The following is a 14,071-nucleotide window of genomic DNA, read 5'->3' on the forward strand; positions in this document are numbered from 1 at the left end:
TGATCGTCGGTGTGCGACCGGACTTCAGCCGGAGGGTTCGTCCGGGATCGGCTGATCGGGGCGTACGCCGCCGCTGCGGGGCGCACCGCGGCGGCCGGCCCCCGTCTCGTCCACGTCGGGGATGCTCTGGTCGGGCTCGTTCGTCTGCTCGCCGGAGTCCTCGAACTCCTCGGGGCGGGGTGCGTCGAGCGCGTCGTCGCCGTCCTGCGGCTGCTGCTGATCGGGCGTGTCCCGCGGCACCGGGGCGTCGCTATTCGTGTGGTCTTTCTGGTCTTTCTGGTCTTTCGGCTCTTGGCCAGTCATGGGGTCCTCCTCCTGTCCGTGCGAACGAGACGAGTGCCCTTCATGGCGGAAATCAACCGGACGCCCAGGTGGGCGGCAACCCGGCGGCGAAGGCCTGGGCGGGCGCCAACGCGTGCCCGGGCGGGATCACCTGGATGAACGGAAATGACTAATCGCGGCGAGGGGGGTACGCGATGAGTGCGCAGATCGACGAGGACCTACCGAGGAGGACGAGATGTGGACAACCCTGTACGTCGTCGGGATCGGGCTGGTCGTGGCGTTGATCTGGCTGGTCTGGTGGGACAGCCGCAGGAAGCGCGCCCAGCCGCCGAGTGTGGAGGAACAGCCTCGGCGCCCCAAGCACCGCCCACACGTTGACGAGACCCGCGAGCCCGACGATTTCGGGGCGGAGGGCGAGCGTCTGAGCCCGCACGAGTTCCATGGCTACGGAAACATCGGTTCCAGGCCCTCCGGCGAGAAGCGGCCGTCACACAATGACGAGAGCGGTGGAGCCTTCGGCAGCGGCGGAGACAGGACCTGACCTCCTACGCCGCATGCTTTCGGCCCGGTCCACCGGGTGCGCCGCCCGTCGGTTAGCTTTCACTTATGACGCAGACGGATGAGTTCGGTGAAGACCTTGCGGATTTCGTCAGACGCGTGGGGGAGCTGAGGGCCGCGCGTGGTCTGCCCTTGCAGGAGCAGCAGACCCTTCTGGATGCGGCCCTCTTCGAACTGCAGCATGTCGCCGAGAATCTCTGGCCGAGGTACGAGCGGCTGGCAACGCAGGGCACCGGCAGAGCCTCTCCCGACCGGGCAGAGGAGCAGCTGCTCAAGGCCGTGTTCCAGCTGCTGCCCGTGCCCGTGGCCCTCACCGGAGGTGACACGGTGGTGAGGCGTATGAACGCGGCGGCGACAGAACTGACCGGTGTCCGCGCGGGCCATGCGGCAGGCCGGCCGCTGGCGGGCCTGCTGCGACCGGGCGACCGGGCGGCCCTGCGCACGCAAGCGGCTGCGGTGGCACGCGGAGAGGGCGACCGCAGCCTGCGGGTGCACCTGCAGCAGCGGCCCAGCGAGCCCCTGCTGGCCACCCTCGCCGCTCTTCGTACGCCGAACGAACCGCAGCCGGTCGTCCTGGTGGTGTTCCAGAGCGACGCCCTCCGTACCGGGCGGAAGCTCCGATCGGCGGCCGGAGCGCGCCCGGCGCTGCCCGACCTGGCCGAGGCGACCAGGCATGCGGAGCTGATGGACCTCCTCGACAGCATGACAACGGCTCTGCTGAGCGGCCAGGTCGCGGACCCGGAGGGCACTCTCGCCACAGCCGCCTCGGTGCTGGACGGCCGGTTCGCGGACTGGGTGATCGCCGACCTGTTCGCGGACGCCCCGCTCAGACGCACGACGGTGCTCGGCCCCGCGGGAGCCGGGGCCGAGGCGCTGCTGAAGACGATCACGGACCAGGACCCGGCGGCCTGCCCCCTTGTGGTGGAGAGCGCCCGCAGCGGATCGCCGGCACTCCAGGTACGGCCGGACGACCTGGAATGCTTCGGCCGCGACGGCACCGGCGCATCGGTTCTCCTCCAGGCAGAGGTGACGTCCCTGCTCTGCGTGCCGCTGCGGGGCCCACAGGACAGCGATCCCGTACTCGGCGTACTGACGCTCTTCCGGACGGGAACGAGACTCGCCTTCTCCATGGCGGAGGCCCGCGTCATCGACGTCATCTCCCACCACATCGCCCTGGCGATGCGACGACCCGTGTGACACCGGGATCCGCATGGCTCGCGGGCATGGCTGCCCAGGGGGAGGATGGCGCTGGGGGTGAGTCAGAGCGCGTCGGGCGTTTCTGCCCCGTGATGCTCTCCTTCGATCGGGACACTGAGTGAGATGGACAAGAAATCAGCGGCGGCAACAGCTGTGACATCAAGCCATGACGTGTTCGGCGCCCCCTGCTGGATCACCCTGTTGGCACGCAACATGAAGGACGCGCAGGATTTCTACGGCGCGGTCCTCGGGTGGCGGTTCAGGCGAGCAAGACTTGGCAGCGAGGGCACCGAGTTCAGTCTCGCCCTGTCCGACGGCGCACCGGTCGCCGGAATCGGCGTGCTCGACGCCGCCCTGCAGGCCCCGGGCGGCTGGACTCCGTACTTCGCGGTCGCCAATGCGGATGAGACAGCAGCGCGTATTCGGGAGCGCAGCGCCACCGTCGCGGTGGGGCCGCTCAGCCTGTCCGTGGGCCGCGGCGCGCTGGCGGCGGACCGGGACGGCGCCGTCTTCGGCATCTGGGAGGGAGAGCTCATCCCCGACTGGCTGACCTGGCGCAAGAACGCGCCCGCGTGGGTGCACCTGCGGACCCGGAACGCCTTCGACGCCGCGATCTTCTACGGAGAAGTCTTCGAGTGGGCGTCCGACAAGACAGGCTGCTGCCAGGTGGACTACGAGGAGGACGAGGTCGTGCTGCGCCACGAGGGGCACGTGGTCGCACGTCTGAGCTCCGGCGCGGCGGAAGCCGCTCCGGACCCCATGATCCGGCCCCGCTGGCACGTCTATTTCCCCGTGGCCGACGTGGAAGCAACGGTCCAGGCGACGCGGCACAAGGGCGGCCAGGTCCTGGCCCGTCGCTCCACGGACCACGGCTCGGAGGCGACGCTGCGCGACGCCGAGGGCGCGATGTTCACCGTCACTTCCAGGGCGTAGTCACGTCTCCGCTGGCCGGAGTGGCTCGCCTCCACTGAGCCGTTATCGGGCCGTCAGCGGGCCGTCATTGCCGGTCAGCGGGCCGTCAGTGGCCGGACGACTTCCTCGCCTGCTTGGCGGCCCTCTCCTGAGCCTTGCCCCTCATCTGCTCGCTGCGGCCCTCGGCCCGCATCCGGTCATTGTCCAGGGCTATGCCATTGGCTTCCGTCATCTTCCCCTTGAGCTGCCTGGCCTTGGCCTTGAGGGTTTCTTTCGCGCTGCCCATGGCCTTCCTCCTTTCAACCACCGCCGTCGGACGGCTATCGCTGCCTGGCCAGAGCGCTGACGATCTCATGAGCGGTCCGGTACGTCCCTTGGGCCGGAAGCTCGCCGACCAGCTCGACGAGTCGGTCGGGGGCGTGATGCCGCTTCAGCGCCTCCACCAGTTCCCGGGGCGTGGCGGGAAAGGCCGTACGGCCCAGGTGCCGGGCCAGTTCGCCCCGCAGCGCTTCCTCGGGCCCGAGTGAGCCGAGCGAGGGCACCGGACCCGATGCGATCTCCGGGTCGTCGTCCGCCGCGGGCTCGGGGTCGTGCCACTCCTCTACCCGAGTGGGGTGCCCCGACCGGAGCAGGCCCTGCAGTTCATGCTTCCTCTCGTCGTCCCTGCGGGCGCTGAGACGGTCGCTGCCTCGCTGCATGTTTCCCTCCTAGAGGCTGGGGACTGGTCCAGGTACCCGATCTGCCACCGGTGACACGGGCTGAGCGAGGCATTTCGAGCCAGTGCGACCGCGCACGTTTCCGTGCCATGGAGGCGGGCACATGCGTCGTGTGCTTCGGACAGGAGGCACGCCCGTGGGAGCGAAGGCTCCGGGCGTGCCCTGCCCGCTCGGTCTCCCACGGTGAGAGCAAGCCCCACACCGGCAACAGAGACCTCTCAGGGAGCTCCGAGAATCATGCGCACCAACGCACACTCCAAGCACCCGCACTCCGATGCCCCCGACACCGCGAGCGCCTTCCGCAGGATGGCGGCTCTGCCCGACGGGCCCGAGCGTGACCAGGTCCGTCAGGAAATAGTCTGCGCCTGGCTGCCCATGGCGGACCGGCTCGCGGGCCGCTTCCGCAACCGGGGAGAGAACATCGAAGACCTCAAGCAGGTCGCGGCCCTGGGCCTGGTCAAGGCCGTCGACGGCTACGACCCCGCCCGCGGCAACGCCTTCGAGAGCTACGCCGTGCCGACCGTGGTGGGCGAGGTCAAGCGCCACTTCCGGGACCATATGTGGACCCTCCATGTGCCGCGCCGGGTCCAGGACCTGCGAAACCGGGTGCGGTTCGCCCGCCAGGACCTCTCCCAGACGATCCCCGGCCGCGCCCCCACCAACGCCGAGATCGCGGAGCACGCCGGCATGACGGAGGAGGAGGTGCGCGCGGGGCTCGACGCGCTCGACAGCTTCACCGCCCTCTCCCTCGACGCCGAACTGCCCGGCTCGGACGACGGCTATTCGCTGCGCGACACGCTCGGCACCGCCGATCCGGCGCTCGACGTGGTCGTCGACCGGGAAGCGGTCAAGCCGGGGCTGAGCCGACTGCCCGAACGCGAACAGGAGATCCTCTACCTGCGGTTCTTCCGCGACATGACGCAGAGCAGCATCGCCGAGAACCTCGGCATCTCGCAGATGCACGTGTCGCGGCTGATCAGCCGCTGCTGCGACCACCTGCGAGAACAGGTCATGCAGGACGCCGCGTAGCCCGCGCGGGGTTTCCCGGCAAACTGGACGGGCAGCCGCATCCCGGAAGGAGGAACTACGCCATGCCGCCCGCACCGGAATTCACAGCCGACCCCGCCTCAACCGCCCGTGAGCTGTCGAAATTCACCGAGCAGGCGATGCACTGCGCGAACGCGTGCTGCGGGGCCGTTGCCACCGTAGCGAAGGGCAGCTCCGACCGTCGCTCGACGGCCACCCATCCCGATCTGACGGCACTGCTCTCGGTGGAGCTGGCGTCGGGCGAGGGGCCCACGCCGAGCGCACTGGACGCCGGCGAGCCGGTGAGCGCTCAGGACCTGCTGACCGAGGACCGCTGGCCCGACTATCGCGCCGTCGCCCTCGACTCCGGCATTCGGTCCAGCGTGACGATGCCGTTCAGCCGGACCGAACTCGAGGTGACGCTCAGCCTGTACAGCTTCCAGCCCGGCGCGTTCACCGAGGTCTCCCACCAGCCCGTGTACATCCTCGGCGAACACTTCGCGGAGGGGCTGGTGCGCGACCACTACTACCGAGCAGCTCTCGCCGAGGTGGACCAATTGGAGAGCGCGCTGCGCTCACGCCCGGTCATCGACCAGGCGAGCGGCATTCTGATGCATGTCATGGGATGCGGCGCCGCTGAGGCCTTCGGGATGCTCCGCCGTCTCTCACAGCGCAGCAACCGCAAGCTGGCGGAGGTTGCGGAAGCCGTCGTACGCAACATGGGGAAGGGCCTCGAAAAGGAACTCCCCCGACTGGACCCGCCTACGTAGGCGGACTCAACGGGCGGCCCTGCGACGGCGCTTCTCGAGTACCCATTCACGGATCGCTGCCAGCCGGGGATACCGTTCATGGTGCTCACGGGTGACACGGTCCAGCTCCTCCATCAGGCGCCGGGAGCGGTGTTCCGTATCCAGCTCGTCCAGAATCCGGTCGATCTCGGTGAGCAGCGCGCCTTGCAGTTGCCACTGGCGAGGGTTCCGCTGAATGTCCTGGAGCAGCAGCTGCGCCACCTCCTCGCGTTTCATGGCCGCCGCGGCGAGTTCCCCGGCCAGCCGGGTTTCCGCTGCCTCGGCGCTCTCGCTCACCTGCGTGGTGACCAGGACCGCGAAGCTGACGAGGGTGTCCGCCACATGGGCGAGCAGTTCCTCGAGGGCGACTGCCACCTCCTGCGGGAACAGGGCTTCCTCTTCGCGTTCCTTGGCGAGGTCGGTGAATGTCCTGGCCAGTACGCGCAGGACGACAGCGCAGATCTCGAGGGTGTCGAGCCCGGTGCGCAGGACGACGCGGTGCAGCAGTCCCTCCTTGACCCGGGGGTTGAGCCGGAGGCTGTCCTCCGCCTGCCGGAGGGCCGCGTCCACGTCGGCGATGTCGTTGTCGAGACGACGCGCTTCATGCAGGTGGGCGGCGGCACGCGCCACCGGGGTGGGGCTGCGCAGTTGCTCGCCGATGCCCAGCACCAGTCGGCGCATGCGCCGGGCCAGGTCCTGGATGGACTCGCCGGCCGTGCCGACCCATACAGGGGGCACGAACAGGACGTTGAACAACAGGCCGACCACGGCGCCGATCAGCGTCTCCAGGACCCGGTCCCAGGCGGCGCCCCCCACCTGGGTCACTCCGAGGACCAGCATGGCGCTGATCGCGACCTCCGGAACGAACTCGCTCACGCGGACGATCCGGCCCACGATCAGCGAAGCCAGGATGATCAGGCCGAGGCTCCACCAGGTGAGTCCGACGAGCGCGCTGAAGCCGATGGCGAGCAGCACACCGGCGACGACGGAGTTCACCCGCCGGATGCCTGTGGTGAGCGTGGAATAGAGGGTGACCTGGACGACGAGCAGTGCGGTCAGAGGAGCGGTGAGGGGCGCCGGTTCGCTGCTCAGCTGCAGGGCGACGACGTAGGAGATGGTCGCGGCCAGGGTGGAACGCACCGTCTGGCCGACAGCGGGCTCCCTGCGCAGGCGGGCCGGCCACGCTCTTACCGAATCACGCACATCACGCACCCGTTGGTCCTTCCCGCTCGTCAGCAGGGCAGACCTGCCTGGCTGACGAGCGCGCCCGGGTCAGCGCCGCCTGAAGGCGCCGGTGGGGCCCTCCGCGCGCTGCGGGGTCGGCCGTACGCGACCGAGGTAGCGTTCCGCCGCAAGCATCGCTTCACGGGCCGTACGCTCGCCCATCAGCACACACAACGTATAGGCGGTGTCCTCGAAGCGCCTTCGGGCGATCGGGTCGTGCGGGGCGGCCAGAACGAGGTGTTCCTGGGCCCGGTAGCGGGCCATCACCCTTGCGATCACAGCTGCGTCAGGCATCAACATCAGTGCCCTCCCGGAGTGAGACCACCAGAAGGCAGTCGGGCCGGGACTCATTCTGATCCGCGGCGGTCACGTCCGCCATCCGTATGATTACGTTCAGCGACAAGAGCCTCTACTCCGCCCTGGGGAGCAGCGGTCCGAGCGGCCCGAGATCGATGTTGAGGTCCCCCGGCTCCAGCCCGAATGTGTCCCGCAGGACGTCCATGCGGTCTTCGAGCAGCATCAGGGTCAGTCCGATCCGCTCCTCCTGGTCCTCGCTCAGGTCCCCCTCGTCGACCCGGCGCAGCGCCTGGCGCTCCATGAGCTGGCGAAGCAGTTCCACCACGGTCAGGACAAGCTTGGCGAGGTCGCGTTCGACGGTGTCGGGGTCCAGGTCCAGCCTGCGCGGGGCGCTCACGGGGACTCCTCCCACAGGGACGGGACCCGGGCGCTGACGGAGCTGATCAGGGCGTTGAGGTCGATCCGTACGAGATCGACGTCCGCTATCCGCAGGGTGAGGTTCCCCGTGATCACCACGCCGCCGGCGAGCAGCCGGTCGAGCAGATCGACCAGCGCGAGCTCGCGCTGTGCAAGAGGTGTCGGGCCGGTGACCGTCATCGGTCGTCCTCCTCGCCCGCGAAGGAGTACGGGGCCCAGGGGCCGGTCAGTTCGACCCGCAGGCCCGGCCGGTCGGGACGGAGCCGGTCCAGGCACTCGACAAAGGCTGTGCTGTCCTCGCGGGGGACGAGATAGGCGGCGTTGAGGACGTTGTGGCCGGGGGCGTCGGAGAGTTGGGCCTGCTGCGGCCGGTGCAGCATTCCGGCTTCGGCCCGCTGGGAGAGTTCCTCGTGCAGGCGCCGCGACACCGCGTCGGCCAGCTCCCAGGTTCCTTCGCGGGAGCGGCGCTGATTCAGGCGCCGGCGCAGATATTCGCGGCCGGTGGGCGCGGGGTCCGCCGGGCTGTCCGTCTCGCGCGCGGGTGTCTCCGCGTACACCTTCACGCCCCATTCGACGCGCCCGTCGAGCCGCTCCAGGGTGCGTACGAAACGGTCGTGCCCCGCGTCGAGCAGTCGGCGCACCCCGCTGTCGTCCCGGCAGACGGTGGCGAGCCGGAGCGGCAGCGGGCAGGTGACCGAGATCAGAGCCGCGACCACGGCCTGGTGGGCGCGGGCGGTCCCGGTCAGCCAGTCGAGGTCTTCGAGCCGGGCGCGGAGCGGGATCTCGTCGAAGTCGTCGGCGGACACCGAGGAGACGACTGCGACGAGGTCGCCGTGGGACAGCAGGCGCGGTGGCTCACCGGCGATGCCGCGGACGTCCTCTGGCAGCGCCCCGTCGAAGTGGCGGGTGACTGCGTAGACGTAGCGCAATTGGTTCATGCGGGATCCCTGCGTTCGCTCCTGGCCCCGGGGCCCGATTCCAGTTCGGCGATGCGGCGCTGCAATCGCTCGTTCTCCTCGGCCAGTTCACTGCGGCGCGCGCCGCAGGAGAGGGCGGGATCGTCCTCCCACCAGTCGATTCCCATCTCCTTGGCCTTGTCCACGGAAGCGACGACGAGGCGGAGTTTGATCGTCAGGAGTTCGATGTCCAGGAGATTGATGCGAATGTCGCCGGCGATGACAATCCCCTTGTCGAGCACGCGCTCAAGGATGTCGGCGAGATTCGCACCGTCCGAGGAGCGGTACGCAGTGGGCAGGCCGCCGGCGCCCCCTTCGAGTTGCCGGTTGTTCATTGTGTCTGCCTTCTGTTCTGGATGGTCTCCAGCCGGTCGAGGAGTTCGTCCTCGCGGCGGTCGAACTCTTCGTCGTCGATCTTCCCCGCCTCCAACCGCTCGGCGAGACGCGCGAGTTCGGCCTGGACGACCGAGGGGTCGTAGTACTGCCGCTCCGCCTCCTCAACCACCTGGCGCAGCACCCACGCGGCGCCGCGCACAGGGGCTGTGGGCAGGAGCAGCAACTCTCCCAGCAGGCCCATGAGTCACTCCACGAAGCTGTACGGCGGAAGGGGCCCGGTCACCGTCAGTACGAGGTGCGGCTGTTCCTCCCGTACGGATTCGACGGCGGCCACGAACTCCGCGATGTGTTCGCCGTCCACGAGGAAGGAGAGGTTCGTCAGCCAGCCGGTGCTCTGCGGACCGGCGCTGACCGCCTCGGCCGGGCCTTTGAGCGTCTCCCTCAGCAGATCGGCGTCCTGTGCCTCGCGCAGCCGCACGGCGTTTGCGATCCGCTCGCCGAGCTGCAGCTTCCCCTCGTACGCACCCCCGTCACCGCCGGACCGGCCCGCCTCGGCCATGGCCCGCAGCTCTGGGTCGTCCGCGAGCACCAGTCGCAGGACGGACTGCTCGTCGTGGGAGGCCTTCACGTTGTATTCGGACTTGCCGTCGAGGGCCCGAAGCCGCTCCAGATAGTGGTCCTCGCGCTCGGCGAGGACGGCTGCCAGGGTCTCGTCGTCGGGCGAAAGGCCTCCGAAGCGCAGCGGAAGGACGGTGCCCTGCGCCCCCGCCGCCCGGAGGACCTGCTGATGCGCGAGCAGGTCGCGCCGTTTGGGCCGCAGATTTTCGGGCGCATCGCTGACGAGGGCCATGAGCCGGCCCTGCCGCAGAGCGCGCACAGGCTGCGGCGGATCGCCGACGCCGCCCAGCTGTTGCGGAGGACTCGGGTGCGTGCTCCTGGCGATGCCGTAGACGTACGTACTCACTCCGACTCCTCCTTCCTGCTGCGGGACGTGGTGCGCCTGCTGCGCGGCTTGGATTCGGTCTCCTCCTCGTCGTGGTCCTTCGAGAACACGTCCGAGATGGTCTGTGCCGCGCCGGACAGCGCGCCCTTGGACTTGCCACGGGCGCCTGACTCGGTGATCTCCCCCACCAGATCGGGCAGTCCGGGGTTCTTGCGGGGGCCCGCTTCCAGGTCGAGGCGGTTGCACGCCTCGGCGAACCGCAGGTAGGTGTCGACGCTGGCCACCACGATCCGAATGTCGATCTTGAGTATCTCGATGCCTACGAGCGAGACGCGCACAAAGGCGTCAATCACGAGGCCTCGGTCGAGGACGAGTTCCAGGACGTCGTAAAGACTGCTGCTGCCGCCTGATCCTCCGGCCTGCTGTGCCGGTACAACGGTCATCGTTGGCTGCCTCCTTGTCGTGTGGTCACGGGCGGGACGGGCCGCCTGGGTCCGCCCTGCCCCGTACGTAGCGCCGGATCCTGCGGTAACCGGTCAGCTCGGCCCGGGAGTCGAGAGTCACCTCGTAACTCGCAAGCAGGCTCGTCGTGTCGGGGATCCGGCTCAGTTCCAGCACTTCGATCTCCAGCGACCAGCCGTCGTCGGTCTTCGTGACCGAGGAGACCGCGTCGGTCTCCATCCCGGTGAGCTCCGCCAGCTGTGTGCGCGCTCGGCGCGCCACCTCCAGAAGGCTCAGCTTCTCCGCCGCGCTCTGGTTCTTCTTCTCTGTGTTCTCCGATGAATTGGGCATGTCACCTCGCCCCTGCGAGTAACACGATTGAGCCGTTCCAAACCCCAACTCATGGCTCGGCGTGCCGATGGGCGCCCGGCAGGGGACAGTGGAAGGGACTGCCGCCAACGGTGCGGAGGGATGAGATGCGCCCCGTCGCTGCTCTGGAACGGATCGCGTTCTTGCTGGAGCGTGCCGGTGCGGAGAGCTATCGGGCGCGTGCCTTCCGCAGCGCGGCCGCGGCCCTTGCTCAGATGGACGACGACGAGATCGCCCGGCGTGCGGCGGCGGGCTCGCTGGAGGCGGTCAAGGGCATCGGCCCGAAGACGGCGCAGGTCGTGCGGGAGGCGCTGGCCGGCGATGTGCCGCAGTACCTTCAGCGGCTGGAAGGCGAGGCACCCCCCGTGCCGACGGAGGGCGGAACGCAACTGCGTCAGCTGCTGCGCGGTGACTGTCATCTGCATTCCGACTGGTCGGACGGCGGCAGCTCCATCGAGGCAATGGGGCTTGCAGCGGCCGCGCTGGGGCACGAGTGGGCGGTGCTCACCGACCACTCGCCCCGGCTCACCGTCGCACGCGGCCTGTCCGCCGAGCGGCTGCGCGAGCAGCTGGACGTCGTGGCGGAGCTGAACCGGCAGTGGGCTCCGTTCCGGCTGCTGACCGGCATCGAGTGCGACATTCTGACCGACGGTTCGCTCGACCAGGAACCGGAGTTGCTCGACCAGCTCGATCTGGTGGTCGCCTCTGTCCACTCCGAACTGCGAATGAAATCAGCCGACATGACGCGGCGCCTGGTCAAGGCCGTACGGAATCCGCTGGCCGATGTGCTGGGCCACTGCACGGGGCGGCTGGTCACCGGCAAGGGGCGGCCCGAGTCGCAGTTCGACGCGGAAGCGGTCTTCGCGGCCTGCGCCGCTCACGGCACGGCGGTGGAGATCAACAGCCGCCCCGAGCGGCTGGATCCCCCGCTGCGGCTGCTTCGCCTCGCGGTGGCGGCCGGGGTGTTCTTCGCCATCGATACGGACGCCCACGCGCCGGGACAGCTCGACTGGCAGATCTTCGGGTGCGCCCGGGCGGAGGCATGTGAGGTGCCCCCCGAGCGGGTGATCAACGCCTGGGGTGCAACGGACTTGCTCGCCTGGACACAGTCGCGCGACCGTCCTTACGTCTGACGAGCCTGGCAACCGAACAGCTCTGACGTCGGACGGCCCCGACCTCCGACCGGCCCGGCGTCCACAGCCCCGGCGACCGGGAAGCCACCGGCAGCGCTGCGCCGGGACCACCCTGCCGCGCCCGGTATGCGAGGGTAGAATCCGGTTCGCGATTGCACGGCCTCCCCGAGCTGGAGCAGTCATGATCATGCCCGAACAGGCGCCGCTCCCCGAGCCCCCGGCCGGGACGGATGGCCTCTGTGCCGCGGTCGCTGAACTGACCGCCGAGGTCGCGTCCCTGCGAGGCGATCTCGCCCGCCGCCATCTGCTGGATCTGGCCGTCGGCATCCTGGTGGCCCAGCTCTCCACGCCGCCTCCCGACGCTGCGGAGCACCTGGCCCGGCTCGCCGACTCCACCGGGATCGGCCCCGAGGACCTCGCGGCCGACATCGTGAACGCCGCATCCGGCGCCGTGGTGGCCCACGCGCCGGACGAAACGGAATCACCCGCGGACATACGGCGCAGGCGCAGGGCGGAGATCACGGCGGAGTCCTTCGACACGATCGACGAGGTCGCCGAGGCACTGCTGGACAGCGGCCTGCGGCCGTTCGGCGCGGCGGCCCTGTTCCTGTGGCGCCGTACGACGACCGACTGCCTGCAGCTGGCCGGGCACGCGGGCGTCTCCGCGCTGGAGGCCTCGCACTGGCGGTGGATCCCCCCGGAGACCAGGGGGACGCTGCACCGCGTCCTGGCACAGGGCTCGCCCGACTGGCTCCCTGCGGGGCCGCCGCCGGACGAGCGGCTTCCGGGGCCCGCCCCGGACGCCGCCAGAGCCGTCCTGCCGCTCTGGAACCATGGATCGGTCACCGGTCTTGCCCTGATCGTCTGGCCAGGGCCCGCCGACCTCGACGACCCTGTGCGCCCTACGCTCACGGGCCTGATGGACACGGCCGCCCGGATGCTCGACGTGGGTCCACAGGAGGCCGCCGGCGAGCCGCCACTGCTCGGCCCGCTACTCGACCTGCTGACCCGTCCGGCCATGACTCTGCGCGCCGAGCCCGGCACGTCCGCGCTCCGCGTCGAGCACCTCAACCCGGCGGCGCTGCAGTCCTCCGGGGGAGTTCACGGACCGGTGGGGCGTCCACTGGCTCAGGTGTTCCCGGCCGCCCACGCCGATCTCGTACGTCTGGTGCACAGCGCGCGGTCGGGCGCGGCCCCGCAGCGTGCGGCGCGAATTCCCGCGGAGCTGCGTCCCGGCGGCCCTGACCCGCTGCTCGATGTACGCGTACTGCCGGTCGGGCCGGACCGCAGCGTTGTGCTCTGGCACGGGGCAACGGATCCCGGCCTGGCTGTGGTGAGGGTCCTCGATCACCTCGAGAATCTGGGGTCCTTCGAGGACGATCTGATCCGCGGCGAGTCCCGCTGGACGGACGAGACGTACACGATCTTCGGGCTGCCGCCGGGCAGCGCGCCGATCCCGTTGCGGCTGCTGGGACCGAGACTCCATCCCGAGGAGGCAGGCGCTTTCGATGACCTGCTCGTCGCGCTGACCGAGCGCCGGGTGGGCGCGCAGACCGTCGTGCGGACGGTCCGGGACGACGGCGGGCTGCGTCATGTGCGCATCGCCGCCGAGCCGTTGCTGACGGGTGGTGTCCTCACCGGCATCACGGGCATCTACCAGGACGTCTCCGCGCAGCACCGCACCGAGCTCGCGCTCACCGCGGCTTTCGACCAGCTGACCGTCGCCCAGGCGCAGGCCGCGCTCCGGCACCAGGTGGTACTTCAGCTTCAGCGCGCGATTGTCCCGGAGGGACCCACGCTGGAGGGGCTGCCCGGACTCCAGGTCGCGGCCCGCTACCGGCCGGCCGCCCAGGAGTACCGCGTCGGCGGCGACTGGTACGACGTCCTGCCGCTGCCCGACGGCCGGATCCTGCTGGCGGTGGGCGACATCGCCGGCCATGGCATCGAGTCCGCCACCGGCATGGTCTCGCTGCGCAATGCGCTGCACGGCCTGGCCTTCACGGGCAACTCCCCCGGCCGGCTCATGGAATGGCTGAACGACCTCGCGCTGCACACGGACGGCAGTCCGACCGCTACCGCGGTGTGCGGCATCTACGAACCGGCGGACCGGACCCTGCGCTGGGCGAGCGCGGGCCACCTGCCGCCGCTGCTGCTGCGCGACGGGCGCGCCCAACTGCTCGACGCCCCGCGCAACATCCTGCTGGGAGCCCTGCCGCACGCCATCTACTCGCAGACCACGACACGGCTGCTTCCCGGGGACACTCTGCTGCTCTACACCGACGGGCTCGTCGAGCGCCGGCACGCGGGGCTGGACGAGAGCCTGGCCGTACTGCGGCGCGCTGCCGAGCGAATGGCCCCCGGCGGCGTCGACGAGCAGGCGGACCAACTGCTGAGTGCCGTCACCGGCGATACGGACGACGACACCAGCCTGGTCGTCCTGCGCGTGTCCTGACGGCCCCCTGCGTCACGAAGGCTC

Annotated in this window: 20 protein-coding genes; 7 read left to right on the plus strand and 13 right to left on the minus strand. The window is 69.9% G+C overall.

What is annotated here, in order from left to right; translation table 11 throughout:
- Positions 1–24 precede the first annotated feature (24 nt).
- Positions 25–303, minus strand: coding sequence for a hypothetical protein (locus ACFYWY_RS23930; protein ID WP_389190047.1), 279 nt, complete (start codon positions 301–303; stop codon positions 25–27).
- A gap of 214 nt (positions 304–517) precedes the next feature.
- Between ACFYWY_RS23930 and ACFYWY_RS23935 the strand changes: the two genes are divergently transcribed.
- From ACFYWY_RS23935 to ACFYWY_RS23945, 3 genes are all read left to right on the plus strand, one after another.
- Entirely contained in the window at positions 518–823 is a 306-nt protein-coding gene (locus tag ACFYWY_RS23935) for a DUF6479 family protein (RefSeq protein WP_389190048.1), read from the plus strand.
- 65 nt (positions 824–888) lie between these two features.
- Positions 889–2,037: a PAS domain-containing protein gene (locus tag ACFYWY_RS23940; RefSeq protein ID WP_389190049.1), complete on the plus strand. Its 1,149-nt coding sequence runs from the start codon at positions 889–891 to the stop codon at positions 2,035–2,037.
- Between the two features lie 123 nt (positions 2,038–2,160).
- Positions 2,161–2,970: a VOC family protein gene (locus ACFYWY_RS23945; RefSeq protein ID WP_389190050.1), complete on the plus strand. Its 810-nt coding sequence runs from the start codon at positions 2,161–2,163 to the stop codon at positions 2,968–2,970.
- Between the two features lie 85 nt (positions 2,971–3,055).
- On the opposite strand, the gene ACFYWY_RS23950 is transcribed toward ACFYWY_RS23945, so the two are convergent.
- The gene (locus ACFYWY_RS23950; protein WP_389190051.1) at positions 3,056–3,235 is read right to left on the minus strand and encodes a CsbD family protein; all 180 of its coding nucleotides are present in this window, start codon (positions 3,233–3,235) and stop codon (positions 3,056–3,058) included.
- Positions 3,236–3,269: 34 nt separating this feature from the next.
- Positions 3,270–3,647 (minus strand): DUF2795 domain-containing protein, encoded by a 378-nt coding sequence (locus tag ACFYWY_RS23955; RefSeq protein WP_389190052.1) that lies wholly within the window; start codon positions 3,645–3,647, stop codon positions 3,270–3,272.
- 255 nt (positions 3,648–3,902) lie between these two features.
- Between ACFYWY_RS23955 and ACFYWY_RS23960 the strand changes: the two genes are divergently transcribed.
- Positions 3,903–4,694, plus strand: a complete 792-nt coding sequence (locus ACFYWY_RS23960) for an RNA polymerase sigma factor SigF (RefSeq protein WP_389190053.1) — start codon at positions 3,903–3,905, stop codon at positions 4,692–4,694.
- 62 nt (positions 4,695–4,756) lie between these two features.
- A complete protein-coding gene (locus tag ACFYWY_RS23965) occupies positions 4,757–5,461 on the plus strand; it encodes an ANTAR domain-containing response regulator (protein ID WP_389190054.1) in 705 nt (234 codons plus the stop codon).
- 6 nt (positions 5,462–5,467) lie between these two features.
- Here the strand turns inward: ACFYWY_RS23965 and ACFYWY_RS23970 are convergent, their stop codons facing one another.
- The 10 genes from ACFYWY_RS23970 to ACFYWY_RS24015 form a co-directional block, all read right to left on the minus strand.
- A complete protein-coding gene (locus ACFYWY_RS23970) occupies positions 5,468–6,691 on the minus strand; it encodes an aromatic acid exporter family protein (RefSeq protein ID WP_389190055.1) in 1,224 nt (407 codons plus the stop codon).
- Positions 6,692–6,751: 60 nt separating this feature from the next.
- Positions 6,752–6,997: a DUF5133 domain-containing protein gene (locus tag ACFYWY_RS23975; protein ID WP_389190056.1), complete on the minus strand. Its 246-nt coding sequence runs from the start codon at positions 6,995–6,997 to the stop codon at positions 6,752–6,754.
- Positions 6,998–7,112: 115 nt separating this feature from the next.
- Positions 7,113–7,397 carry a gas vesicle protein K gene (locus ACFYWY_RS23980; protein ID WP_356221927.1) on the minus strand — a complete coding sequence of 95 codons (285 nt, stop codon included), beginning with the start codon at positions 7,395–7,397 and terminating at the stop codon, positions 7,113–7,115.
- On the minus strand, positions 7,394–7,597 hold the full coding sequence (locus ACFYWY_RS23985) for a gas vesicle protein (protein WP_389190057.1): 204 nt from the start codon (positions 7,595–7,597) through the stop codon (positions 7,394–7,396). Before ACFYWY_RS23985 ends, ACFYWY_RS23980 begins: the two co-directional genes overlap by 4 nt.
- Positions 7,594–8,355 carry a GvpL/GvpF family gas vesicle protein gene (locus tag ACFYWY_RS23990; protein ID WP_389190058.1) on the minus strand — a complete coding sequence of 254 codons (762 nt, stop codon included), beginning with the start codon at positions 8,353–8,355 and terminating at the stop codon, positions 7,594–7,596. Before ACFYWY_RS23990 ends, ACFYWY_RS23985 begins: the two co-directional genes overlap by 4 nt.
- Complete coding sequence (locus ACFYWY_RS23995) at positions 8,352–8,708, minus strand: gas vesicle protein (RefSeq protein WP_389190059.1); 357 nt, start codon at positions 8,706–8,708, stop codon at positions 8,352–8,354. Before ACFYWY_RS23995 ends, ACFYWY_RS23990 begins: the two co-directional genes overlap by 4 nt.
- Complete coding sequence (locus ACFYWY_RS24000) at positions 8,705–8,950, minus strand: gas vesicle protein GvpG (protein ID WP_389190060.1); 246 nt, start codon at positions 8,948–8,950, stop codon at positions 8,705–8,707. The genes ACFYWY_RS23995 and ACFYWY_RS24000 overlap by 4 nt, the downstream gene beginning before the upstream one ends.
- Positions 8,951–8,953: 3 nt before the next feature.
- Positions 8,954–9,673 (minus strand): GvpL/GvpF family gas vesicle protein, encoded by a 720-nt coding sequence (locus ACFYWY_RS24005; protein ID WP_389190061.1) that lies wholly within the window; start codon positions 9,671–9,673, stop codon positions 8,954–8,956.
- Positions 9,670–10,095 (minus strand): gas vesicle structural protein GvpA, encoded by a 426-nt coding sequence (locus ACFYWY_RS24010; protein WP_389190062.1) that lies wholly within the window; start codon positions 10,093–10,095, stop codon positions 9,670–9,672. Before ACFYWY_RS24010 ends, ACFYWY_RS24005 begins: the two co-directional genes overlap by 4 nt.
- A gap of 25 nt (positions 10,096–10,120) precedes the next feature.
- On the minus strand, positions 10,121–10,444 hold the full coding sequence (locus ACFYWY_RS24015; protein WP_389190063.1) for a gas vesicle protein: 324 nt from the start codon (positions 10,442–10,444) through the stop codon (positions 10,121–10,123).
- A gap of 125 nt (positions 10,445–10,569) precedes the next feature.
- On the opposite strand from ACFYWY_RS24015, the gene ACFYWY_RS24020 reads away from it, so the two are divergent.
- Both ACFYWY_RS24020 and ACFYWY_RS24025 read left to right on the plus strand, forming a co-directional pair.
- The gene (locus ACFYWY_RS24020) at positions 10,570–11,595 is read left to right on the plus strand and encodes a PHP domain-containing protein (RefSeq protein WP_389190064.1); all 1,026 of its coding nucleotides are present in this window, start codon (positions 10,570–10,572) and stop codon (positions 11,593–11,595) included.
- Between the two features lie 181 nt (positions 11,596–11,776).
- Positions 11,777–14,047, plus strand: coding sequence for a SpoIIE family protein phosphatase (locus tag ACFYWY_RS24025; protein ID WP_389190065.1), 2,271 nt, complete (start codon positions 11,777–11,779; stop codon positions 14,045–14,047).
- Positions 14,048–14,071 lie beyond the last annotated feature (24 nt).

The sequence above is a fragment of the Streptomyces sp. NPDC002870 genome, from assembly GCF_042888505.1.
In the GTDB taxonomy this organism is placed as follows: domain Bacteria; phylum Actinomycetota; class Actinomycetes; order Streptomycetales; family Streptomycetaceae; genus Streptomyces.